The organism is Streptomyces sp. NPDC093984 (genome assembly GCF_044764595.1).
Classification (GTDB): domain Bacteria; phylum Actinomycetota; class Actinomycetes; order Streptomycetales; family Streptomycetaceae; genus Streptomyces; species Streptomyces cynarae.
In genome coordinates, this window is record NZ_JBIWIM010000011.1 from 16,939 (window position 1) to 34,230 (window position 17,292).

At 70.9% G+C, this 17,292-nt stretch carries 13 protein-coding genes and 1 tRNA gene; 7 read left to right on the forward strand and 7 right to left on the reverse strand.

Annotation, left to right across the window (positions count from 1 at the left end):
• Positions 1-52: 52 nt before the first annotated feature.
• On the reverse strand, positions 53-1,441 hold the full coding sequence (locus tag ACIRC0_RS30690; protein ID WP_403622426.1) for a cystathionine beta-synthase: 1,389 nt from the start codon (positions 1,439-1,441) through the stop codon (positions 53-55).
• Between the two features lie 198 nt (positions 1,442-1,639).
• Between ACIRC0_RS30690 and ACIRC0_RS30695 the strand changes: the two genes are divergently transcribed.
• From ACIRC0_RS30695 to ACIRC0_RS30705, 3 genes are all read left to right on the forward strand, one after another.
• Positions 1,640-2,674: an SGNH/GDSL hydrolase family protein gene (locus tag ACIRC0_RS30695; protein ID WP_403622429.1), complete on the forward strand. Its 1,035-nt coding sequence runs from the start codon at positions 1,640-1,642 to the stop codon at positions 2,672-2,674.
• Between the two features lie 842 nt (positions 2,675-3,516).
• A complete protein-coding gene (locus ACIRC0_RS30700) occupies positions 3,517-4,737 on the forward strand; it encodes an acetyl-CoA C-acetyltransferase (protein WP_403622432.1) in 1,221 nt (406 codons plus the stop codon).
• A 267-nt stretch (positions 4,738-5,004) separates the two neighbouring features.
• Entirely contained in the window at positions 5,005-5,802 is a 798-nt protein-coding gene (locus tag ACIRC0_RS30705; RefSeq protein WP_403622435.1) for a hypothetical protein, read from the forward strand.
• Positions 5,803-5,953: 151 nt separating this feature from the next.
• Here the strand turns inward: ACIRC0_RS30705 and ACIRC0_RS30710 are convergent, their stop codons facing one another.
• Complete coding sequence (locus tag ACIRC0_RS30710) at positions 5,954-6,265, reverse strand: hypothetical protein (RefSeq protein ID WP_403622437.1); 312 nt, start codon at positions 6,263-6,265, stop codon at positions 5,954-5,956.
• Positions 6,266-6,366: 101 nt separating this feature from the next.
• Between ACIRC0_RS30710 and ACIRC0_RS30715 the strand changes: the two genes are divergently transcribed.
• Positions 6,367-6,594, forward strand: a complete 228-nt coding sequence (locus ACIRC0_RS30715) for a DUF4287 domain-containing protein (RefSeq protein WP_200420627.1) — start codon at positions 6,367-6,369, stop codon at positions 6,592-6,594.
• 72 nt (positions 6,595-6,666) lie between these two features.
• Here the strand turns inward: ACIRC0_RS30715 and ACIRC0_RS30720 are convergent, their stop codons facing one another.
• Positions 6,667-7,569, reverse strand: coding sequence for a Bax inhibitor-1/YccA family protein (locus ACIRC0_RS30720; protein WP_403622440.1), 903 nt, complete (start codon positions 7,567-7,569; stop codon positions 6,667-6,669).
• Between the two features lie 244 nt (positions 7,570-7,813).
• A complete protein-coding gene (locus ACIRC0_RS30725) occupies positions 7,814-8,989 on the reverse strand; it encodes a 4-hydroxybenzoate 3-monooxygenase (protein ID WP_403622443.1) in 1,176 nt (391 codons plus the stop codon).
• Positions 8,990-9,237: 248 nt separating this feature from the next.
• On the opposite strand from ACIRC0_RS30725, the gene ACIRC0_RS30730 reads away from it, so the two are divergent.
• Positions 9,238-9,720 (forward strand): hypothetical protein, encoded by a 483-nt coding sequence (locus tag ACIRC0_RS30730; protein WP_403622446.1) that lies wholly within the window; start codon positions 9,238-9,240, stop codon positions 9,718-9,720.
• A gap of 161 nt (positions 9,721-9,881) precedes the next feature.
• Here the strand turns inward: ACIRC0_RS30730 and ACIRC0_RS30735 are convergent.
• Positions 9,882-9,965: transfer RNA gene (locus ACIRC0_RS30735), tRNA-Leu, on the reverse strand.
• 414 nt (positions 9,966-10,379) lie between these two features.
• Between ACIRC0_RS30735 and ACIRC0_RS30740 the strand changes: the two genes are divergently transcribed.
• Together ACIRC0_RS30740 and ACIRC0_RS30745 are read left to right on the forward strand one after the other, a co-directional pair.
• A complete protein-coding gene (locus ACIRC0_RS30740; RefSeq protein WP_403622449.1) occupies positions 10,380-11,150 on the forward strand; it encodes an ABC transporter ATP-binding protein in 771 nt (256 codons plus the stop codon).
• A 333-nt stretch (positions 11,151-11,483) separates the two neighbouring features.
• A complete protein-coding gene (locus ACIRC0_RS30745) occupies positions 11,484-14,015 on the forward strand; it encodes an ABC transporter permease (RefSeq protein ID WP_403622452.1) in 2,532 nt (843 codons plus the stop codon).
• A 65-nt stretch (positions 14,016-14,080) separates the two neighbouring features.
• Here ACIRC0_RS30745 and ACIRC0_RS30750 read toward each other — a convergent pair whose 3' ends face one another.
• On the reverse strand, positions 14,081-15,376 hold the full coding sequence (locus ACIRC0_RS30750) for a class I SAM-dependent methyltransferase (protein ID WP_403622455.1): 1,296 nt from the start codon (positions 15,374-15,376) through the stop codon (positions 14,081-14,083).
• Positions 15,377-15,580: 204 nt separating this feature from the next.
• Positions 15,581-16,963, reverse strand: a complete 1,383-nt coding sequence (locus tag ACIRC0_RS30755; protein ID WP_403622458.1) for an NAD(P)/FAD-dependent oxidoreductase — start codon at positions 16,961-16,963, stop codon at positions 15,581-15,583.
• Positions 16,964-17,292 lie beyond the last annotated feature (329 nt).

A 17,292-nucleotide genomic window follows, 5' to 3' on the forward strand; every position in this document is an offset into this window, starting at 1 on the left:
CCGCCCGTCACCGGAAGTTCCCCGGTGACACGCCCGGTTCACCGGACGTTTGCTACTGCTTTCCCCCCTTGGCCAGGAACGCCAGCAGGTCCTGTCGGCTGACCACCCCGGTCGGCTTGCCTTCCACCAGGACGATCGCCGCGTCGGCCGCACCGAGCACGGACATCAGGTCCGCGACCGGCTCACCGGAGCCGACCTGCGGCAGCGGCGGGGACATGTGCTTCTCCAGCGGGTCGTCCAGGGAGGCGTGCTTGGCGAACAGGGCGGTCAGCAGCTCGCGTTCGACGACGGACCCCACGACCTCGGCGGCCATCACGTCCGGGTGGCCCGCCCCCGGCTTGACGATCGGCATCTGCGAGACGCCGTACTCGCGCAGCACCTCGATGGCCTGGCCGACGGTTTCGTCGGGGTGCATGTGGACGAGGGAGGGGATGGCGCCCTCCTTGTCCTTGAGCACGTCGCCGACGCGCGCGCTCGGGCCCGTGTCCTCGAGGAAGCCGTAGTCGGCCATCCACTCGTCGTTGAAGATCTTGCTCAGGTAGCCGCGCCCGCTGTCGGGCAGGAGCACCACCACGACGTCGTCCGGACCGAGCCGCTCGGCCACCCGCAGGGCGGCGACGACGGCCATGCCGCAGGAGCCGCCCACCAGCAGGCCCTCCTCCCGGGCCAGCCGCCGGGTCATCTGGAAGGAGTCCTTGTCGGAGACGGCGATGATCTCGTCGGCGACGGTGGGGTCGTACGCGGTCGGCCAGAAGTCCTCACCGACGCCCTCGACCAGGTACGGCCGCCCGGAGCCGCCGGAGTACACCGAGCCCTCGGGGTCGGCGCCGACGACCTTGACCCGGCCGCCGCTGGCGTCCTTCAGGTAGCGGCCGGTGCCGGAGATGGTGCCGCCGGTGCCGACGCCGGCGACGAAGTGGGTGATCTTCCCCTCCGTCTGCTCCCACAGCTCGGGGCCGGTGGAGTGGTAGTGCGACAGGGGGTTGTTGGGGTTGGAGTACTGGTCGGGCTTCCAGGCGCCCGGGGTCTCACGGACGAGCCGGTCGGAGACGTTGTAGTAGGAGTCCGGGTGTTCCGGGGCCACCGCCGTCGGGCACACGACCACCTCGGCGCCGTACGCACGCAGCACGTTGATCTTGTCGGTGGAGACCTTGTCCGGGCAGACGAAGATGCACTTGTAGCCCTTCTGCTGGGCCACGATCGCAAGGCCGACGCCCGTGTTGCCGCTGGTCGGCTCCACGATCGTGCCGCCCGGCTTCAGCTCGCCGCTCTGCTCGGCCGCCTCGATCATGCGCAGGGCGATGCGATCCTTGACGGAACCGCCGGGGTTGAAGTACTCGACCTTCGCGAGAACGGTCGCCTTGATGCCGGCGGTCACGCGGTTGAGCCTGACCAGCGGGGTGTTGCCGACCAGGCTGATCATCGAGTCGTGGAATTGCACCGTTGTCTCCGGTTGCTGCACAGGAAGTGGTCGTGATGGTTCCGCCAGCGTAAGCGCTCGTACCGCCCGGGCGGGTGCGCTGAGCCAACGAGCCCTCGGGCAGGGGCCGTCCCGGGCGTTCACGCGTCGTTGAGATTGGGCGACGGGGCGTACGGGGCAAGCAGTGGATGTACGGCTACGAGGAGGTGGCGGCGACGCATGTCGAGCATGTCGAGGGCGAGAGTGGCCCGGCGCATCGCGGCGGGCGCGGCGTACGGCGGCGGCGGTATCGGCCTGGTCGGGGCGGCCGCCGTCGGGCTGCTGGTCGCCGAGGTGCAGCTGGCCAAGCGCCATGTGGGCAACGGACACAGCCCGCATCCGCCGAGCGCGGACGGCCTGTACGGACGTGGCTACAGCGCCCTCGGCGAACCACCGCTGAGGCTGGTGATGCTCGGCGACTCCACGGCCGCGGGGCAGGGCGTGCACCGCTCCCGGCAGACGCCGGGGGCCTTGCTGGCGTCGGGGCTGGCGGCGGTGGCGGAACGGCCGGTGGAGCTGCGCGTCGTCGCCCTTCCCGGGGCGCAGTCGGACGACCTGGACCGTCAGGTGGCGCTGACGCTCGCGGCCCAGGACCGGATTCCCGACATCTGCGTCATCATGATCGGCGCGAACGACGTGACGCACCGGATGCCGCCGACGCGGTCGGTGCGGTATCTGTCTACGGCGGTGCGGCGCCTGCGTACGGCGGGTGCGGAGGTCGTCGTCGGCACGTGCCCTGACCTCGGCACGATCGAGCCGGTGCAGCAGCCGCTGCGGTGGCTGGCCCGCCGGGCCTCCCGGCAGCTGGCCGCGGCCCAGACGATCGGGGTGGTGGAGCAGGGGGGCCGTACGGTCTCGCTGGGCGACCTGCTGGGCCCCGAGTTCGAGGCGAACCCTCGTGAACTGTTCGGCCCCGACAACTACCACCCCTCGGCGGAGGGGTACGCCACGGCGGCGATGGCGGTCCTGCCGACGGTGTGCGCCGCGCTCGGCCTGTGGCCGGCGGAGGAGGAGCGCCCGGACGCGTCCCGCCGCGAGGGCTTCCTGCCGGTGGCCCGGGCCGCGGCGGAGGCCGCGGACGAGGCGGGCACGGAGGTCACGGCCGCGATGCCGACGGGGCCGCGGGGGCCGTGGGCCCTGCTCAAGCGCCGCCGTCGCCGCCGCCTGCCGACCCCGGAGGCGACCCCGACCACGGCCCCGGAACCATCCGTATGACACCGGGGGCGTTTCCCCGCCCCCGCCCCCGCGTCACACCGGGGGTGTTCCTCGCCCCCGCCGCCCCTACCCGTCCCACCTCCAGGGGCTCCGCCCCTTCAACCCCACCAGGGGCTCCGCCCCTGAAACCCCGGCGGGGACCGCGCCCCCCTGCACTCCTGCTCGGGGCTCCGCCCCCAGACCCCGGCGGGGACTCCGTCCCCTGCACCCCTCGCGGAGCTCCCCACCGGGGCTGCGCCCCGAAAGGGGCGCGGGGAACTGCGCGACCAGCCACACACAGCCCGCAGCCGCCCTACCCACCCACGCCACCCCTCCCGATCCGGGAGGGGCGCCGCCCCGCAACGTTCCGCCCGTCCGGCGGCCGGTGGCCGGCGGCCGGGCGCCGGGCGCCGGGCGGCGATGACCGGTGGCCGGTGGCCGCTGACCAGTGGACCAGGCCGGCGGCCGGTGGACCAGGCCGCAGGCCGATGGTCGCGCCACAGGCCGATGGACCACGCCACAGGCCGGTGGACCACGCCACAGGCCGGTGGACCACGCCACAGGCCGGTGGACCACGCCACAGGCCGGTGGACCACGCCACAGGCCGGTGGACCGCGCCACAGGCCGGTGGACCGCGCCGCAGGCCGGTGGACCGGGCCGCAGGCCGGAGCGGGGCCCCGGGGGCGCAGCCCCGGCGAACGGCGTGCCCACCCCACCCGCACCGTTTCCGGCCGAACCGCCGGAGGCCCAAGCAAGCGCTTAGAAAATTGCGGCCCGAGTCACACGCCCATGCCCGTGACCTCCACGGTACGTACGGGTAACTTCCCCCACAGCCCTGCTCATCCTCGCGCAATGGAGCCGTGATGCCCGAAGCCGTCATCGTCTCGACCGCCCGTTCCCCGATCGGCCGAGCCTTCAAGGGCTCCCTGAAGGATCTCCGCCCGGACGACCTCACCGCCACGATCATCCAGGCCGCCCTCGACAAGGTCCCCGCCCTGGACCCGAAGGACATCGACGACCTGATGCTCGGCTGCGGCCTCCCCGGTGGCGAGCAGGGCCACAACCTCGGCCGTATCGTCGCCGTACAGATGGGGATGGATCACCTCCCCGGCTGCACCGTCACCCGGTACTGTTCCTCCTCCCTCCAGACGTCCCGCATGGCCCTGCACGCCATCAAGGCCGGCGAGGGCGACGTCTTCATCTCCGCGGGCGTCGAGATGGTCAGCCGCAGCGTCAAGGGCACCTCCGACGGCCTCCCGGACACCCACAACCCCCTCTTCGCCGACGCCGAGGCCCGCACCGCCGCCGTCGCCGAGTCCGAGGGCGCCGACTGGCACGACCCGCGCGAGGACGGCCTGATCCCCGACCCGTACATCGCGATGGGCCAGACCGCCGAGAACCTCGCCCGGCTGAAGGGCGTCACCCGCGAGGAGATGGACGAGTTCGGCGTCCGCTCGCAGAACCTCGCCGAGCAGGCCATCGCCAAGGGCTTCTGGGAGCGCGAGATCACCCCGGTGACCCTCCCGGACGGCACGGTCGTCAGCAAGGACGACGGGCCGCGGCCCGGGGTGACCCTGGAGGCAGTCTCCGACCTCAAGCCCGTCTTCCGGCCCGACGGCCGTGTCACCGCCGGCAACTGCTGCCCCCTGAACGACGGCGCCGCCGCCCTGGTCATCATGAGCGACACCAAGGCCCGGGAGCTGGGGCTCACGCCGCTCGCCCGCATCGTGTCCACCGGCGTCTCCGGGCTGTCGCCGGAGATCATGGGCTACGGTCCCGTCGAGGCCAGCAAGCAGGCCCTGCAGCGCGCCGGTCTCACCATCGACGACATCGACCTCGTCGAGATCAACGAGGCCTTCGCCGCCCAGGTGATCCCGTCCTACCGCGACCTGAACATCCCGCTGGAGAAGCTGAACGTCAACGGCGGTGCCATCGCCGTCGGCCACCCCTTCGGCATGACCGGCGCCCGCATCACCGGCACCCTGATCAACTCCCTCCAGTGGCACGACAAGCAGTTCGGGCTGGAGACGATGTGCGTCGGCGGCGGCCAGGGCATGGCCATGGTCATCGAACGCCTCAGCTGACCTCCGCCCGCGCCACCCGCGCGACGGCCCGGAGCTCCGCCGCTCCCAGGATCCGGCAGAGCTTCGGGCCGATTTGTAACCCAATCTCCCCCAGGATGTGACCTATCTCCCTCTGAAGGGGATTTCCGCAGGTCACAGCGGCCCATCTGGTAAACATTGAGGGCAACCTCATGTCCGTTTCGTGACGTTACGCACTGACAGCTGGTTAGTCCACCCTTCAAGCTGATGTAGGAAGTCGGGGGCCGACCTTGAACCAGGAGTACGTCAGTGAGCGCCATGCCGATAGCTCTGCTGCTCACCACCGCCGCGACCGCGGGCGTGGGCGTCGCCGTCCTGTGCAGCGTGCGGGCGCTGCGCCGGCAGGTCGCGGCCCTGCACGCCGAACTCGTCGAGAGCCGTGCCGTGCAGGCGCGCGGGCTGGTGCCCGCCGCCCGCACCGCCGCCGACGCGGAGGAGATACGCGCCGCCGTGGCCGAGGCGCTCGCGGAGGAGCGGGAGCGGGAGCTGGCCGAGGCGCGCGCTTTCTGGGCCGCCCAGGAGGCCCGCGACATCGCCGACGCCCCCACCCTGTTCGGCCTGCCCGACAGCGAGCTGTTCCTGCCCCGTTCCGCGGACTTCGCGGGCCTGGAGTTCGACAGCCTGGAACCGGTGACCGAGGCCGGCGCCGACGAGACCGAGTTCCCCGGGGATTCCCCCGAACTGGCCGCCGCCCGCCGCCGTCACCCCTCACACCCCGACTTCGTCCCGAACCCCTCCCCCGTCACGGGCGACCACGAGCGCACGGTCAACTGCCTGGAGAGGCTGGCCGACGCCGGCACCGAACTCGCCGACGTCCGCCCGGGCCCGCTGGGCACCCTGGACGTGTACGTCTTCGCGGACGGTACGACGCTGTGCATGACCCCGGGGCACCGCGAGACCGCGGAGCGCCTGGCCGCGGCCCTGACCGCCGGCCACACCCCGGTCCTGCTCGGCGGCTCTGGCGTCTCGGGCGCCTACGCCCTCACGTTCGTGTGCGGCGAGGAGACCGTCTACGTCCTCGCGGACCGCGTCATCGCATCCCTGTAGTCACGCCACCACGACGTCACGGTGGTCAGGCCACCGCGCCATCACGACGTCACGCCGGGACAGCACGGGGCCGCGCCGGGGAACGGGAATCGGCCGTCCCACCCCGGCGCGTTCCAGCGCCTCCTCGCCCCTGGCGCATGGTGGCACCTCCTCACACCCCGGCGCGTTTCTGCGCCTCCTCCACCAGCGCCACGGCCTCGGCGAGTTCCTTCTCGTCCCGCAGGACGATGGCCAGATCGTGCCCGGCGACCGTGATCTGGTCGGCGGCCGCGAACATGCCCGCGTCCGGCATCTCCCGCGGCTCGGCCGAAGGGTCCTCCAGAAGCTGGGCGCGACGCGCCAACTCCCTGGCGAGCGCGAGCGCTTCGGCCGCCGCGCCCCGTTGCAGCCGGCTCTGCGGAGCGGCCCGCAACCGGTCGGCGAAGTGATCCACGGCCCGGGTCAAAGGCGTCGTATCAAGCACGCGGCGAGCGTACGCGTCGCGGCAGCACTGTTGCCAACAGGCGAACGCTCAGGCACGGTGACCTGAAGGACCGGCTTCATCGAGTGCGTCCGGAGGCGCCGATGTCCCAAGTCTTCTCCGAGGAGACCCATCGCAACCTGCTCGCCCGCATCCCCCACTGCACCGGTCGTGAAGTGTCCGACTGGCTGCGAACCGTCGACGAAGGCCCCGCTCTCTGCTTCGAGGAGAAGGTCAGCTGGCTCCGGCACGAGCACAATCTCGCGTACGGCCACGCCAAGGCGATCATCCACGAGTACGACCTGAGGAGGGCAGCGCGCAAACTCATGTGAGCCGCGCACACTGAAAGGGCCCGTGAACCACGGTTCACGGGCCCTTCAAAGCGCCGGGAGCGCCGACGACGACTAGTCGTTGCTACTGAAGATCGCGACGAGCCGCAGCATCTCCACGTAGATCCACACGAGGGTCATGGTCAGGCCGAACGCCGCCAGCCAGGCCTCCTCGCGCGGCGCCCCGTACGCGACCCCGTCCTCGATCTGCTTGAAGTCGAGCGTCAGGAAGAAGGCGCCGAGCAGGATCGCGATGACACCGACCAGCACGCCCAGCGGCCCCATGCTGCGCAGCCCGCCGTCCGGCGCGACGCCGAACGCGACCAGCAGCAGGTTGACCGCCATGGTCAGGACGAAGGCGATGGCGATGGCCATGCCGATCCGGGCGTACCGCGCGGTGACGCGGATCCAGCCCGCCTTGTAGACGAGCAGGGTCGCGCCCGAGACCGCCATCGTGCCGAGCACGGCCTGGAAGGGTGCGCCGTGCCACTGCGCGTTGTACATCTCGCTGATGACACCGAGGAAGACGCCCTCGAAGGCGGCGTACCCCAGGATCAGCGCGGGCGACGGCGTGCGCTTGAAGGACTGCACCATCGCCAGGACGAACGCGACCAGCGCGGAACCGAACGCGAGACCGAAGCTGGTGGACGAGACCGGCAGCAGCGCCCAGGCGAGAATCGCGCCGACGACGACCGTGCCGAGCGTCATCGCCGAGCGCATGACGACGTCGTCCATCGTCATCCGGCCGGGGGCGGCCGGGGCCTGCGGCGGGGCGCCGTACTGCGTCTGCTGTCCGTACGGGTTCTGCGCGTAGGGGTTCTGAGCGTAGGGGTTGCCGCCCGCGTAAGGGTTCTGCGCGTACGGGTTGCCCTGCGTACCGACGGGGGCTCCCCCGGCCTGCGGCGCGGTGTTGAAGCCCGCGTAGCCGTTGTCGCGGCTGAACCCCCGTCGCGAGAAGACCGGGTTGCTGCTCCTCATTTCACTCCTCCATGACCACCCTGCGTGGCCTTGGCTCAAGAGTAATAGACAGGCAAAGAATTGGCCGTACTGCTTGAGGAGGATCTTCCCCTCCTCATCGCACGCAACACGCTACGCGCTGGTGTGATTCCCGGCGAGGATCCGTCTCACCCATGACGAAGCCGGTACAGAGTCGAGACCGGCCACTGATCATCCGGGCGAGCGATCAGGGCCGCCTTCGCCCGGACGGGTGACGCCACCCGCGTCACCCCAGCGGGAAGCCCGTGTACCCGTCGGCGAGGTCGGTCTCGGCGGCGCGCGAGGTGGTGAGCCGTTCCAGCCGGGCCAGTTGGATGCGGTCGTCGAACGGCGTGGCGTCCGGGGCGCGGTGCAGCAGCGTGGTCATCTCGTACGAGAACCGCTCGGCCTGCCAGACGCGGCGCAGACAGGTCTCGGAGTAGACGTCGAGCAGCTCGCCGGAGCCCGTCTCCTGCTGGTGCGTCAGCGCCCGCGCGAAGGTGACGACGTCGCCGACGGCGAGATTGAGCCCCTTGGCGCCGGTGGGCGGCACGATGTGGGCGGCGTCCCCGGCGAGGAAGAGCCGGCCGTGGCGCATCGGCTCGTGGACGTAACTGCGCATCGGGGTGACCGACTTGGAGGTGATGGGACCCCGGGCGAGTGTCCAGCCGTCGGCGGTCTCGAAGCGGCGCTCCAGCTCGTCCCAGATCTCCTCGTCGGCCCACTCCTCGGCGTCCGTACCCTCCGGCACCTGGAGGTAGAGCCTGGAGACGGACGGGGAGCGCATGCTCAGCAGGGCGAAGCCGCGGTCGTGGCGGGCGTAGACGAGTTCGTCGTGCGAGGGTGCGACATCGGCGAGGACACCGAGCCAGCCGAATGGGTACGTACGTTCGAAGACGCGGGACAGTCCGGCGGGAACCGCCTTGCGGGACACGCCCCAGAAGCCGTCACACCCGACGACGTACTCGCACTCCAGGACGTCCTCGCTCCCCTCGTGCCGGAAGCGCACCCGCGGGCTGTCGCCGTCGGCGCCCTCGACGGCGAGCGCCTCGGCCTCGAACAGCAGCGGGCCGCCCTCCTTGAGCTGGAGCGCGATGAGGTCCTTGCAGACCTCGGTCTGCGCGTACACCATCACGGAGCGGCCGCCGGTCAGCGCGGGGAAGTCGACACGGTGGCGGCGGCGCGCGAAACGCAGCTCGATCCCGTCGTGCCGCAGGCCCTCACGGTCCATGCGCTCGCCCGCCCCGGCGGCCCGCAGCACGTCGACGGACCCCTGCTCCAGGATCCCGGCCCGTTGGCGCCGCTCGACATAGGCCCGGTCGCGGGCCTCCAGCACGACGGAGTCGATGCCGGCGTTGTGCAGCAGCCGCGCGAGCAGCAGCCCGGCGGGCCCCGCTCCGATGATGCCGACGGTGGTACGCATCCCGACGCCCTTCGCGCTGTTCGTACAGTGAAAATTACTTCACCTCTGCCCGGAGAGCAGTCTCCGACCGCACCGCCCTCCTGTCAACGACCGCTCCTCTCCTTCCTTCCCTTGTCCGCGGAATCGCGGTGCCGCCCCACACCCCGGCTCAAGCCGTTCGGCTCATCAGCGGTGGTGGGCCGCGCCGACCGTGCCCAAGGTGGAGCTGGCGGGGGCGTGGGCAGGGAGCGACGGCCGGGAGGACGCGCGTGGTACTCGATGAGGTCCAGCTGCTCAAGGCTGGGGAGCAGCGGCTCGAGGACATCTTCCGCACGAGTCCGCCCGGCGAGATCCCGAGGGGTCCGCTGGAGGGCACGGCGATTCTGCCCTGGGCCGGATCGGTGGGAGCGCGGTTCGTCGCCGTGTTCGTGAGCCTCGGCCTGTGGCGGGGCAAGGTTTTCAGTCCGGACGGCCATCTGAGCAACCGGTTCACGCCCCTGGACGTGCTCGCCTTCATCGCGAAGGTCTCGGTGGGGCCGAGCCGGCTGGACGGCAAGGACTGCATCGTCGTCGACTACTCGCGGACGTCCCTGCTGGCCATGGGCCTACGCGATGAGGTGCGCCAGGTGGCCCCGAACCTGTACCTGGGCCTCGTCTGGCTGTTCGGCCACAAGGTTGGCTGGTTCTCGCTGCGATTGCCGGGAGCCGAGGCCACGAAGCCCGCGACCCACCTCGACGAAACGTATCTCTGACGCCGCGCCCCTGAGTGCCACCCGCCCGCACAGCCGACGGCCGGCCCCGCGACGGCCCTCATCCCGCCCGGTGCGGTCCAGCAGAAGCCGTTCGGGCCCCACCACTCGCCGTCGAGCCGCTCGCCGACCGAAGATGATCAGCGGGTCACTGATCAGGGAAGTGCCCGGAGCCGGACTCGAACCGGCACGCCCGCGAAGGGGCAGCGAGGTTTAAGCTCGCCGTGTCTGCATTCCACCATCCGGGCAGGCCTGGGCACCGCATCGAGCGCTCCGAGCCTATCGGGACGCGTCCCTCGAACAGCGGACCGAGGACGCGATGTTGTCTTATTTTATTGATGTCTGAGGGTGCATCAGCACCCGGTACGGGCCATCCGCACTTGCCAATAGCCTTTCGGGGAAGCGCGGCCCTTGTATGTGAAATGACGGAATTTCACCGCCCTGAAGGAGGGGTGCGGAAGCGATTCCACTTCGGGTGATCAACCGCTTTTCAGGGCCGGTGGCTCAGGGGCCCGTGTCATCCCCAGGTATGACGCGGGCCGTGGCGGTCCGCCCGAAGGCTGCCCCGGGAACCGGAACAGCGGCTGACTCCACGGCGCCGACGCGCGGCGACGATGGGACACGTCCTCTTCACCGTCGCCTTCCCGACAGGAGCAGCTCCCGTGACCAGCACCCCCCTCGCCGACCGGACCACCGCGGTGGCCGCCCGCGCCACGGACCTGTCGAAGGTCTACGGTCAGGGCGAGACCCAGGTGGTGGCCCTGGACCGGGTCACCGTCGACTTCCAGCAGGCCCGGTTCACGGCGATCATGGGACCCTCGGGCTCCGGCAAGTCGACGCTGATGCACTGCGTCGCCGGGCTCGACTCCTTCTCCTCCGGTTCCGTACGCGTCGGTGACGTCGAGTTGGGCGCGCTGAAGGACAAGCAGCTCACCAAGTTGCGCCGGGACAGGATCGGGTTCATCTTCCAGGCGTTCAACCTGCTGCCGACGCTGACCGCGCTCGAGAACATCACCCTTCCGATGGACATCGCGGGCCGCAAACCGGACAAGCAGTGGCTGGACACCGTGATCCAGATGGTCGGCCTGTCGGACCGGCTGAGCCACCGGCCCGCACAGCTGTCCGGTGGTCAGCAGCAGCGCGTGGCGGTCGCCCGGGCGCTCGCGTCCAAACCGGACATCATCTTCGGTGACGAGCCCACCGGGAACCTGGACTCCCGGTCGGGCGCCGAGGTGCTGGGCTTTCTGCGCAACTCCGTACGGGAGTTGGGGCAGACGGTGGTGATGGTCACCCATGACCCGGTGGCGGCGGCGTACGCGGACCGGGTGATCTTCCTGGCGGACGGGCGGATCGTGGACGAGATGCACGGGCCGAGTGCGGAGGGGGTGCTGGACCGCATGAAGCGGTTCGACGCGAAGGGCCGCACGTCCTGACAGGGGCTGGCCCCATCACCTCCGAGGGCTCCGCCCTCGGTCCCCGCTGAGGCTGCGCCCCGGACCGCCCAGCGGGGACCACGTCCCCCAGCACCCCCGGGGGCTCCGGCCCCCCGGACCCTCGATCGGCCTGCGGCCTCGTCCTCGATCGCCGGATGGGCTCGTTCTGCCTGGACTCGGCTGAAAGGGACCGCCCCGCCCTCGGCTGCACACCGAGCCCCCTCCGGCGTTCGAGGAGCGGCATCCAGGGGCGGCACCCCCTGGCGGGCCGAAGGGGCGGAGCCCCTGGGGACGAACACCACTCACCGCAACCACCAAGCCCTGGACAGACACATGTTCCGTACCGCCCTGCGCAACGTGCTCGCGCACAAGGCCAGGCTGCTCATGACCGTGCTCGCCGTGATGCTCGGCGTGGCGTTCGTGTCGGGCACCCTGGTGTTCACCAACACCATCTCGGACGCCTACCAGAAGAGCTCCGCCAAGGGCTTCGACCACGTGGACGTGGCCATCCAGCCCGAGAGTCGCAACGACACCGGCGACACCGTCGGCAAGGAGCCGAAGCTGACACAGGCGCTGCTCGACAAGGCGGCCGAGGTGCGCGGCGCCGACGGTGCCGTCGGGGTCGTCAGCGGCTTCACCGCCGTCGCCGGCAAGGACGGCAAGCTCATCGGCAGCGGCTTCCAGTCCCAGGGCGGGAACTACTGGGGCGACAAGGACCCGCGGTATCCGCTCGTCAGCGGGCACGCGCCCAAGGGGCGGGACGAGGTCCTCATCGACTCCCACACCGCGCAGCGCGCCGGCTTCAAGGCCGGGGACACCGTGCGGCTCTCCATCGACGGTCCCGTGCTGACGCCGAGGATCGCCGGCGTCTTCACCACCGACGACGGCAACGTCGCCGCCGGGGGCAGCCTCGCCCTCTTCGACACGGCCACCGCCCAGCGGCTGTTCCACAAGGCCGGCGCGTACGACGAGATCGACGTGAAGGCCGCCCCGGGCACCAGCCAGCGCGAACTCCAGGCCGCGGTCGACGCCGTCCTGCCCAAGGACGTCGCCTACACCACCACCGGCAAGCAGCTCGCCGACGACCAGGCCACGCGGATCGCCGACCAGACGAGCAGCCTGCGCAGCTCGCTGCTGGTCTTCGCGGGCATCGCGCTGTTCGTCGGCACGTTCATCATCGCCAACACCTTCACGATGCTGGTCGCCCAGCGCACCAAGGAGCTGGCGCTGCTGCGGGCGGTCGGCGCCTCCCGCCGTCAGGTCACCCGGTCCGTGCTCATCGAGGCGTTCGTGGTCGGCGCCGTCGCGGCCGTCACCGGGCTCGTCGCCGGCATCGGCATCGGCGCGGGCCTGCGGTCCCTGATGGGCAGGCTCGGCGGCAGCGTTCCGGACGGGCCGCTCGTCATCTCCCCGGGCACGGTCGCCACCGCCCTCGCCGTCGGCATCCTGATCACGATGCTGGCCGCCTGGCTGCCCGGCCGCCGCGCCGCGAAGATCCCGCCGGTCGCCGCGATGAGCAGCGTCCACGCGAAGGCCACCACCAAGTCCCTCGTCCTGCGGAACACGCTGGGCGCCCTGCTCGCCGCCGCCGGCGTCGTCACCGTCGTGTACGCCACCACGCTGGACAACACCTCGGACGCCCAGGCCCCCATGGGCCTCGGCGCGGCCCTCCTGGTCGTCGGCGTCTTCGTCCTCACGCCGCTGCTGTCCCGCCCGCTGATCGCGGCCGCCGCGCCCGTCCTGCGCGTCTTCGGCGTCGCGGGCAAGCTGGCCCGGCAGAACTCGGTGCGCAACCCGCGCCGTACCGCGGCCACCGCCTCCGCCCTGATGGTCGGCCTGACCCTGATCACCGGTCTGACCGTGATGGCGGGCAGTCTGCAGACCGCGATCGACAAGATGGCGTCCTCCGCGATCAAGGCGGACTACGTGGTGTCCATGGCGAACCGCTACCCGCTCTCTCCCGACGTCGAGAAGACCCTGAAGTCGACCGACGGCGTGACCGCGACCAGCCCGCTGCGCAACGCGCCCTCCCGCATCGAGGGACAGACCGAGTACCTGACCGGCGTGAACGGCGCCACGATCGGCGAGCTGACGGACCTGAAGCTCGACGAGGGCTCCTTCAAGGTCGGCGGCACCCAGGTCGTCGTCGACCACGACACCGCCGAGTCCCACCACTGGACGGCCGGATCCCGGTTCACGGTGTCGTACGAGGACGGCGGGAAGCAGCAGCTGACGATCGCCGGCGTCTACCAGGGCACCGAGATGATGCGCGGCATCATGCTGGACAACGCGACGCTCTCCCCGCACCAGAGCGACCCGTCCGACATGCAGGTGATGGTGAAGACGTCCGGCGGCGCCTCCTCCTCGGCCAAGGACCGGCTGGTGAAGGCCCTCGGCGACAACCCGGCCATCGAGGTGCAGGACAGGAAGGACATCTCCAACAGCGTCGCGCAGATCTTCACGCTGATGCTGAACATCCTCTACGGCCTGCTCGCCATGGCGGTGATCGTCGCCGTCCTCGGTGTCATCAACACCCTCGCCATGTCCGTCTTCGAGCGTGCGCAGGAGATCGGGATGCTCCGCGCGATCGGCCTGGACCGCAAGGGCATCAAGCGGATGGTCCGTCTGGAGTCCCTCGTCATCTCGCTGTTCGGCGGGGTGCTCGGCATCGGGCTCGGTGTGTTCTTCGGCTGGGCGGCCGGTGAACTGCTCGGCACGAAGATGGCGACGTACGAACTGGTCCTGCCCTGGACCCGGATGGCCGTGTTCCTCCTGCTGGCGGCGGCGGTCGGCGTCCTGGCCGCGCTGTGGCCGGCCCGGCGCGCGGCGCGCCTGAACATGCTGACGGCGATCAAGTCCGAGTAGCGGTACCCACCACGAAGGGGCCCGTTCCGGCGCGGAACAGGGCCCCTTCGTCGTACGGGCGGGACTCACGCGCCCCAGGTGCGCGCCCGCAGCGGCATCCCGGACGCGCCCGACTCCGGTGTCCGTACCGCGAGGACCTGGTTGACGCCGATGCGGTTGTGTTCGAAGGCGAGGGCGGAGGCCGCCATGTACAGGCGCCAGACGCGGGCCCGGCCGGGGCTGGTGAGCGCTTGCGCCCGCACCCACTCGGCCTCCAGGTTGGCGACCCAGCGGCGCAGGGTGAGGCCGTAGTGCTCGCGCAGCGACTCCACGTCGCGGACCTCGAACCCGGCGCGCTCCAGCTGGGTCACCGTGGTGCCGATGGGGGCCAGTTCGCCGTCGGGGAAGACGTAGGCGTCGATGAACGGATCGACGGAGTACGAGGACTCGTCCCGCTCGGGGCGACGGGCGATCTGGTGGTTGAGCAGCCGCCCGCCGGGCTTGAGCAGGGCGTGCAGCGCACGGGCGTACTCCAGGTATCTCTCCGCGCCGACGTGTTCGGCCATGCCGATGGAGGAGATGGCGTCGTAGGGGCCGTCGGCGACGTCGCGGTAGTCCTGCACCCGGATCTCGACGCGGTCGGTGAGGCCCTCGTCGGCGACCCGCTTGCGGGCGTAGGCGGCCTGCTCCTGGGAGAGGGTGACACCGACGACGCTCACGCCGTGCTCGCGGGCGGCGTGGATGGCCATGGAGCCCCAGCCGCAGCCGACGTCGAGGAGGCGCTGACCGGGCTTCAGGCCGAGCTTTCGGCAGACGAGTTCCAGCTTGTCGCGCTGGGCGTCCTCGAGGGTGCCGTCCGGCGATTCCCAGTAGGCGCAGGAGTACACCATGGACGGGCCGAGGACGATCTCGTAGAAGTCGTTGCCGACGTCGTAGTGGTGGCTGATGGCGCGTCTGTCGGTGCGCCGGGTGTGCAGGTGGCCGCGGACCCGGCGGGCCTCCTCACGGGGCGGCGCGGGCGGCGGGAAGGGCCCGGCCAGCTTCACGAGTCCGCGGACGGCGGCGCGGACGTCAGGATCGCGGAGCGCCTGGGCGAGGGTGCGGGCGTCCTCTCCGCGTTCCCAGATCAGGCCGGCCATCAGGTCGAGGGCGGTGTACAGGTCGCCGTCGATGCCCAGGTCCCCGGCGACCCAGGCGCGGGCGAGGCCCAGTTCGCCCGGCTTCCACAGCAGGCGGCGCAGGGCGCGGCGGTTGCGCACGACGAGGACGGGAGCTCCCGGAGGCCCTGCCTCGGAGCCGTCCCAGGCGCGGACGCGCACGGGGAGCGGGGCTCCCACGATCTGTTCGACGAGGCTCTTCAGCCGCGGCGCGGCGTCTGCCATGGTGCACACCTCCGTGACGGGGGATCCCGGAATGTCCGACACCACGTAAACATCTACGGGGCCCGGCCGCAGTCCCCCGTTGGCGTTACGGCTGTGCAAAATGCCTGGCACACCGCGGAAGGGGTACGGGCCCGGATACGCCGAAGGGGCCGCCCGCACCACGGATGGCGGGCGGCCCCTTCGGGCGCTGTCGGTGACCGGGGGTCAGGAGGCCTTGGCCTTCTCCTCCGACTTGTGCGCGGCGGCGACCGGGGCCGGCTTGGCGGCCTCGTAGAACTCCTCGCGCGGGGACTCGATCGCGCCGAGCGAGACGACCTCGCGCTTGAGGAACATGGCGAGCGTCCAGTCCGCGAAGACGCGGATCTTCCGGTTCCAGGTCGGCATGGCCAGGCCGTGGTAGCCGCGGTGCATGTACCAGGCGAGGCGGCCCTTGAGCTTGATCTTCATCTTGCCCATGACGATCATCGCGACGCCCTTGTGCAGGCCGAGGCCCGCGACCGCGCCCTTGTTGGCGTGGCTGTAGTCCTTCTGCGGGAAGCCCCGCATACCGGAGATCACGTTGTCGCCGAGCACCCTGGCCTGGCGCAGCGCGTGCTGGGCGTTCGGCGGGCACCACGCGTTCTCCACACCGGCCTTGCGGGCGGCGAGGTCGGGCACCTGGGCGTTGTCACCGGCGGCCCAGATGTAGTCGGTGCCCTTGACCTGGAGCGTGGGCTCGCAGTCGACGTGACCGCGCGGGCCGAGCGGCAGCCCGAAGCGGGCCAGCGCCGGGTTGGGCTTGACGCCCGCGGTCCACACGATGGTGTTGGAGTCGACCTCGAGGCCGTTCTTGAGCACCACGTGGCCGTCGACGCAGGACTCCATGGAGGTGGACAGGTAGACCTCGACGCCGCGGCCCTCGAGGTGCTCCTTGCCGTACTTGCCCAGCTTGGGGCCGACCTCGGGGAGGATCTTGTCGGCGGCGTCGACGAGGATGAAGCGCATGTCCTCGCGGGACACGTTCTTGTAGTACTTGGCCGCGTCCCGGGCCATGTCCTCGACCTCGCCGATGGTCTCGGCACCGGCGAAGCCACCGCCGACGAAGACGAAGGTGAGCGCCTTGCGGCGGATCTCCTCGTCGGTCGTGGAGTCGGCCTTGTCGAGCTGCTCGAGAACGTGGTTGCGCAGGCCGATGGACTCCTCGATGCCCTTCATGCCGATGCCCTGCTCGGCGAGGCCGGGGATCGGGAAGGTGCGGGAGACCGCGCCGAGCGCGATGACCAGGTAGTCGAAGGGCAGCTCGTACGCCTCGCCGACCAGCGGGGCGATCGTGGCGACCTTGCGGTCCTGGTCGATGGTCGTGACCCGGCCGGTGAGGACCTCCGCCTTCGGCAGCACGCGTCGCAGCGGGACGACGACGTGCCGGGGGGAGATGCTGCCGGCGGCGGCTTCGGGAAGGAAGGGCTGGTAGGTCATGTACGAGCGCGGGTCGACGACCGTGACGGTCGCCTCGCCGTAGCGCATCTTCTTCAGAATGCGACGAGCTGCGTACAGGCCTACGTACCCACCGCCTACTACGAGGATCCTGGGACGCTCCGTGGTGCTCATGCCATCGAGTATCCACCCGCCTCAGGGGGGTGGCTCGTGCGCCCCTTCACAAGCTCGGGTGGGGTATCTGCTACACTCCGCCGCCCACGTGACCAAGGTCATGGTGTCGGGTGGTGGACCCCGGGGCGAACTGTCCGTTGTCAAGGCCGCGTGAGCTGCCCTTCCGGGTTTCGAAGCGCCCCACCGGGGCTCCGCACAGGGCCCCTTCGCCCCCCTCGGGGCACCCTCCGACGCGCTCGTGCGAGCACCCTCGGAGCCCCCATGAGCCACACGGACGGCCCAACGACGGCGAATCGTCGCCCAGCAGGGGCGTTTCTCTTGTGAAGAAC

What these genes read in the sequence shown, in the direction of transcription:
- ACIRC0_RS30695 (WP_403622429.1), top strand. Translation starts at nt 1,640, where the DNA reads ATGTCGAGCATGTCGAGGGCGAGAGTGGCCCGGCGCATCGCGGCGGGC.
- ACIRC0_RS30700 (WP_403622432.1), top strand. Translation starts at nt 3,517, where the DNA reads ATGCCCGAAGCCGTCATCGTCTCGACCGCCCGTTCCCCGATCGGCCGA.
- ACIRC0_RS30715 (WP_200420627.1), top strand. Translation starts at nt 6,367, where the DNA reads ATGTCCCAAGTCTTCTCCGAGGAGACCCATCGCAACCTGCTCGCCCGC.
- ACIRC0_RS30720 (WP_403622440.1), bottom strand. Translation starts at nt 7,569, where the DNA reads ATGAGGAGCAGCAACCCGGTCTTCTCGCGACGGGGGTTCAGCCGCGAC.
- ACIRC0_RS30725 (WP_403622443.1), bottom strand. Translation starts at nt 8,989, where the DNA reads ATGCGTACCACCGTCGGCATCATCGGAGCGGGGCCCGCCGGGCTGCTG.
- ACIRC0_RS30745 (WP_403622452.1), top strand. Translation starts at nt 11,484, where the DNA reads ATGTTCCGTACCGCCCTGCGCAACGTGCTCGCGCACAAGGCCAGGCTG.
- ACIRC0_RS30750 (WP_403622455.1), bottom strand. Translation starts at nt 15,376, where the DNA reads ATGGCAGACGCCGCGCCGCGGCTGAAGAGCCTCGTCGAACAGATCGTG.
- ACIRC0_RS30755 (WP_403622458.1), bottom strand. Translation starts at nt 16,963, where the DNA reads ATGAGCACCACGGAGCGTCCCAGGATCCTCGTAGTAGGCGGTGGGTAC.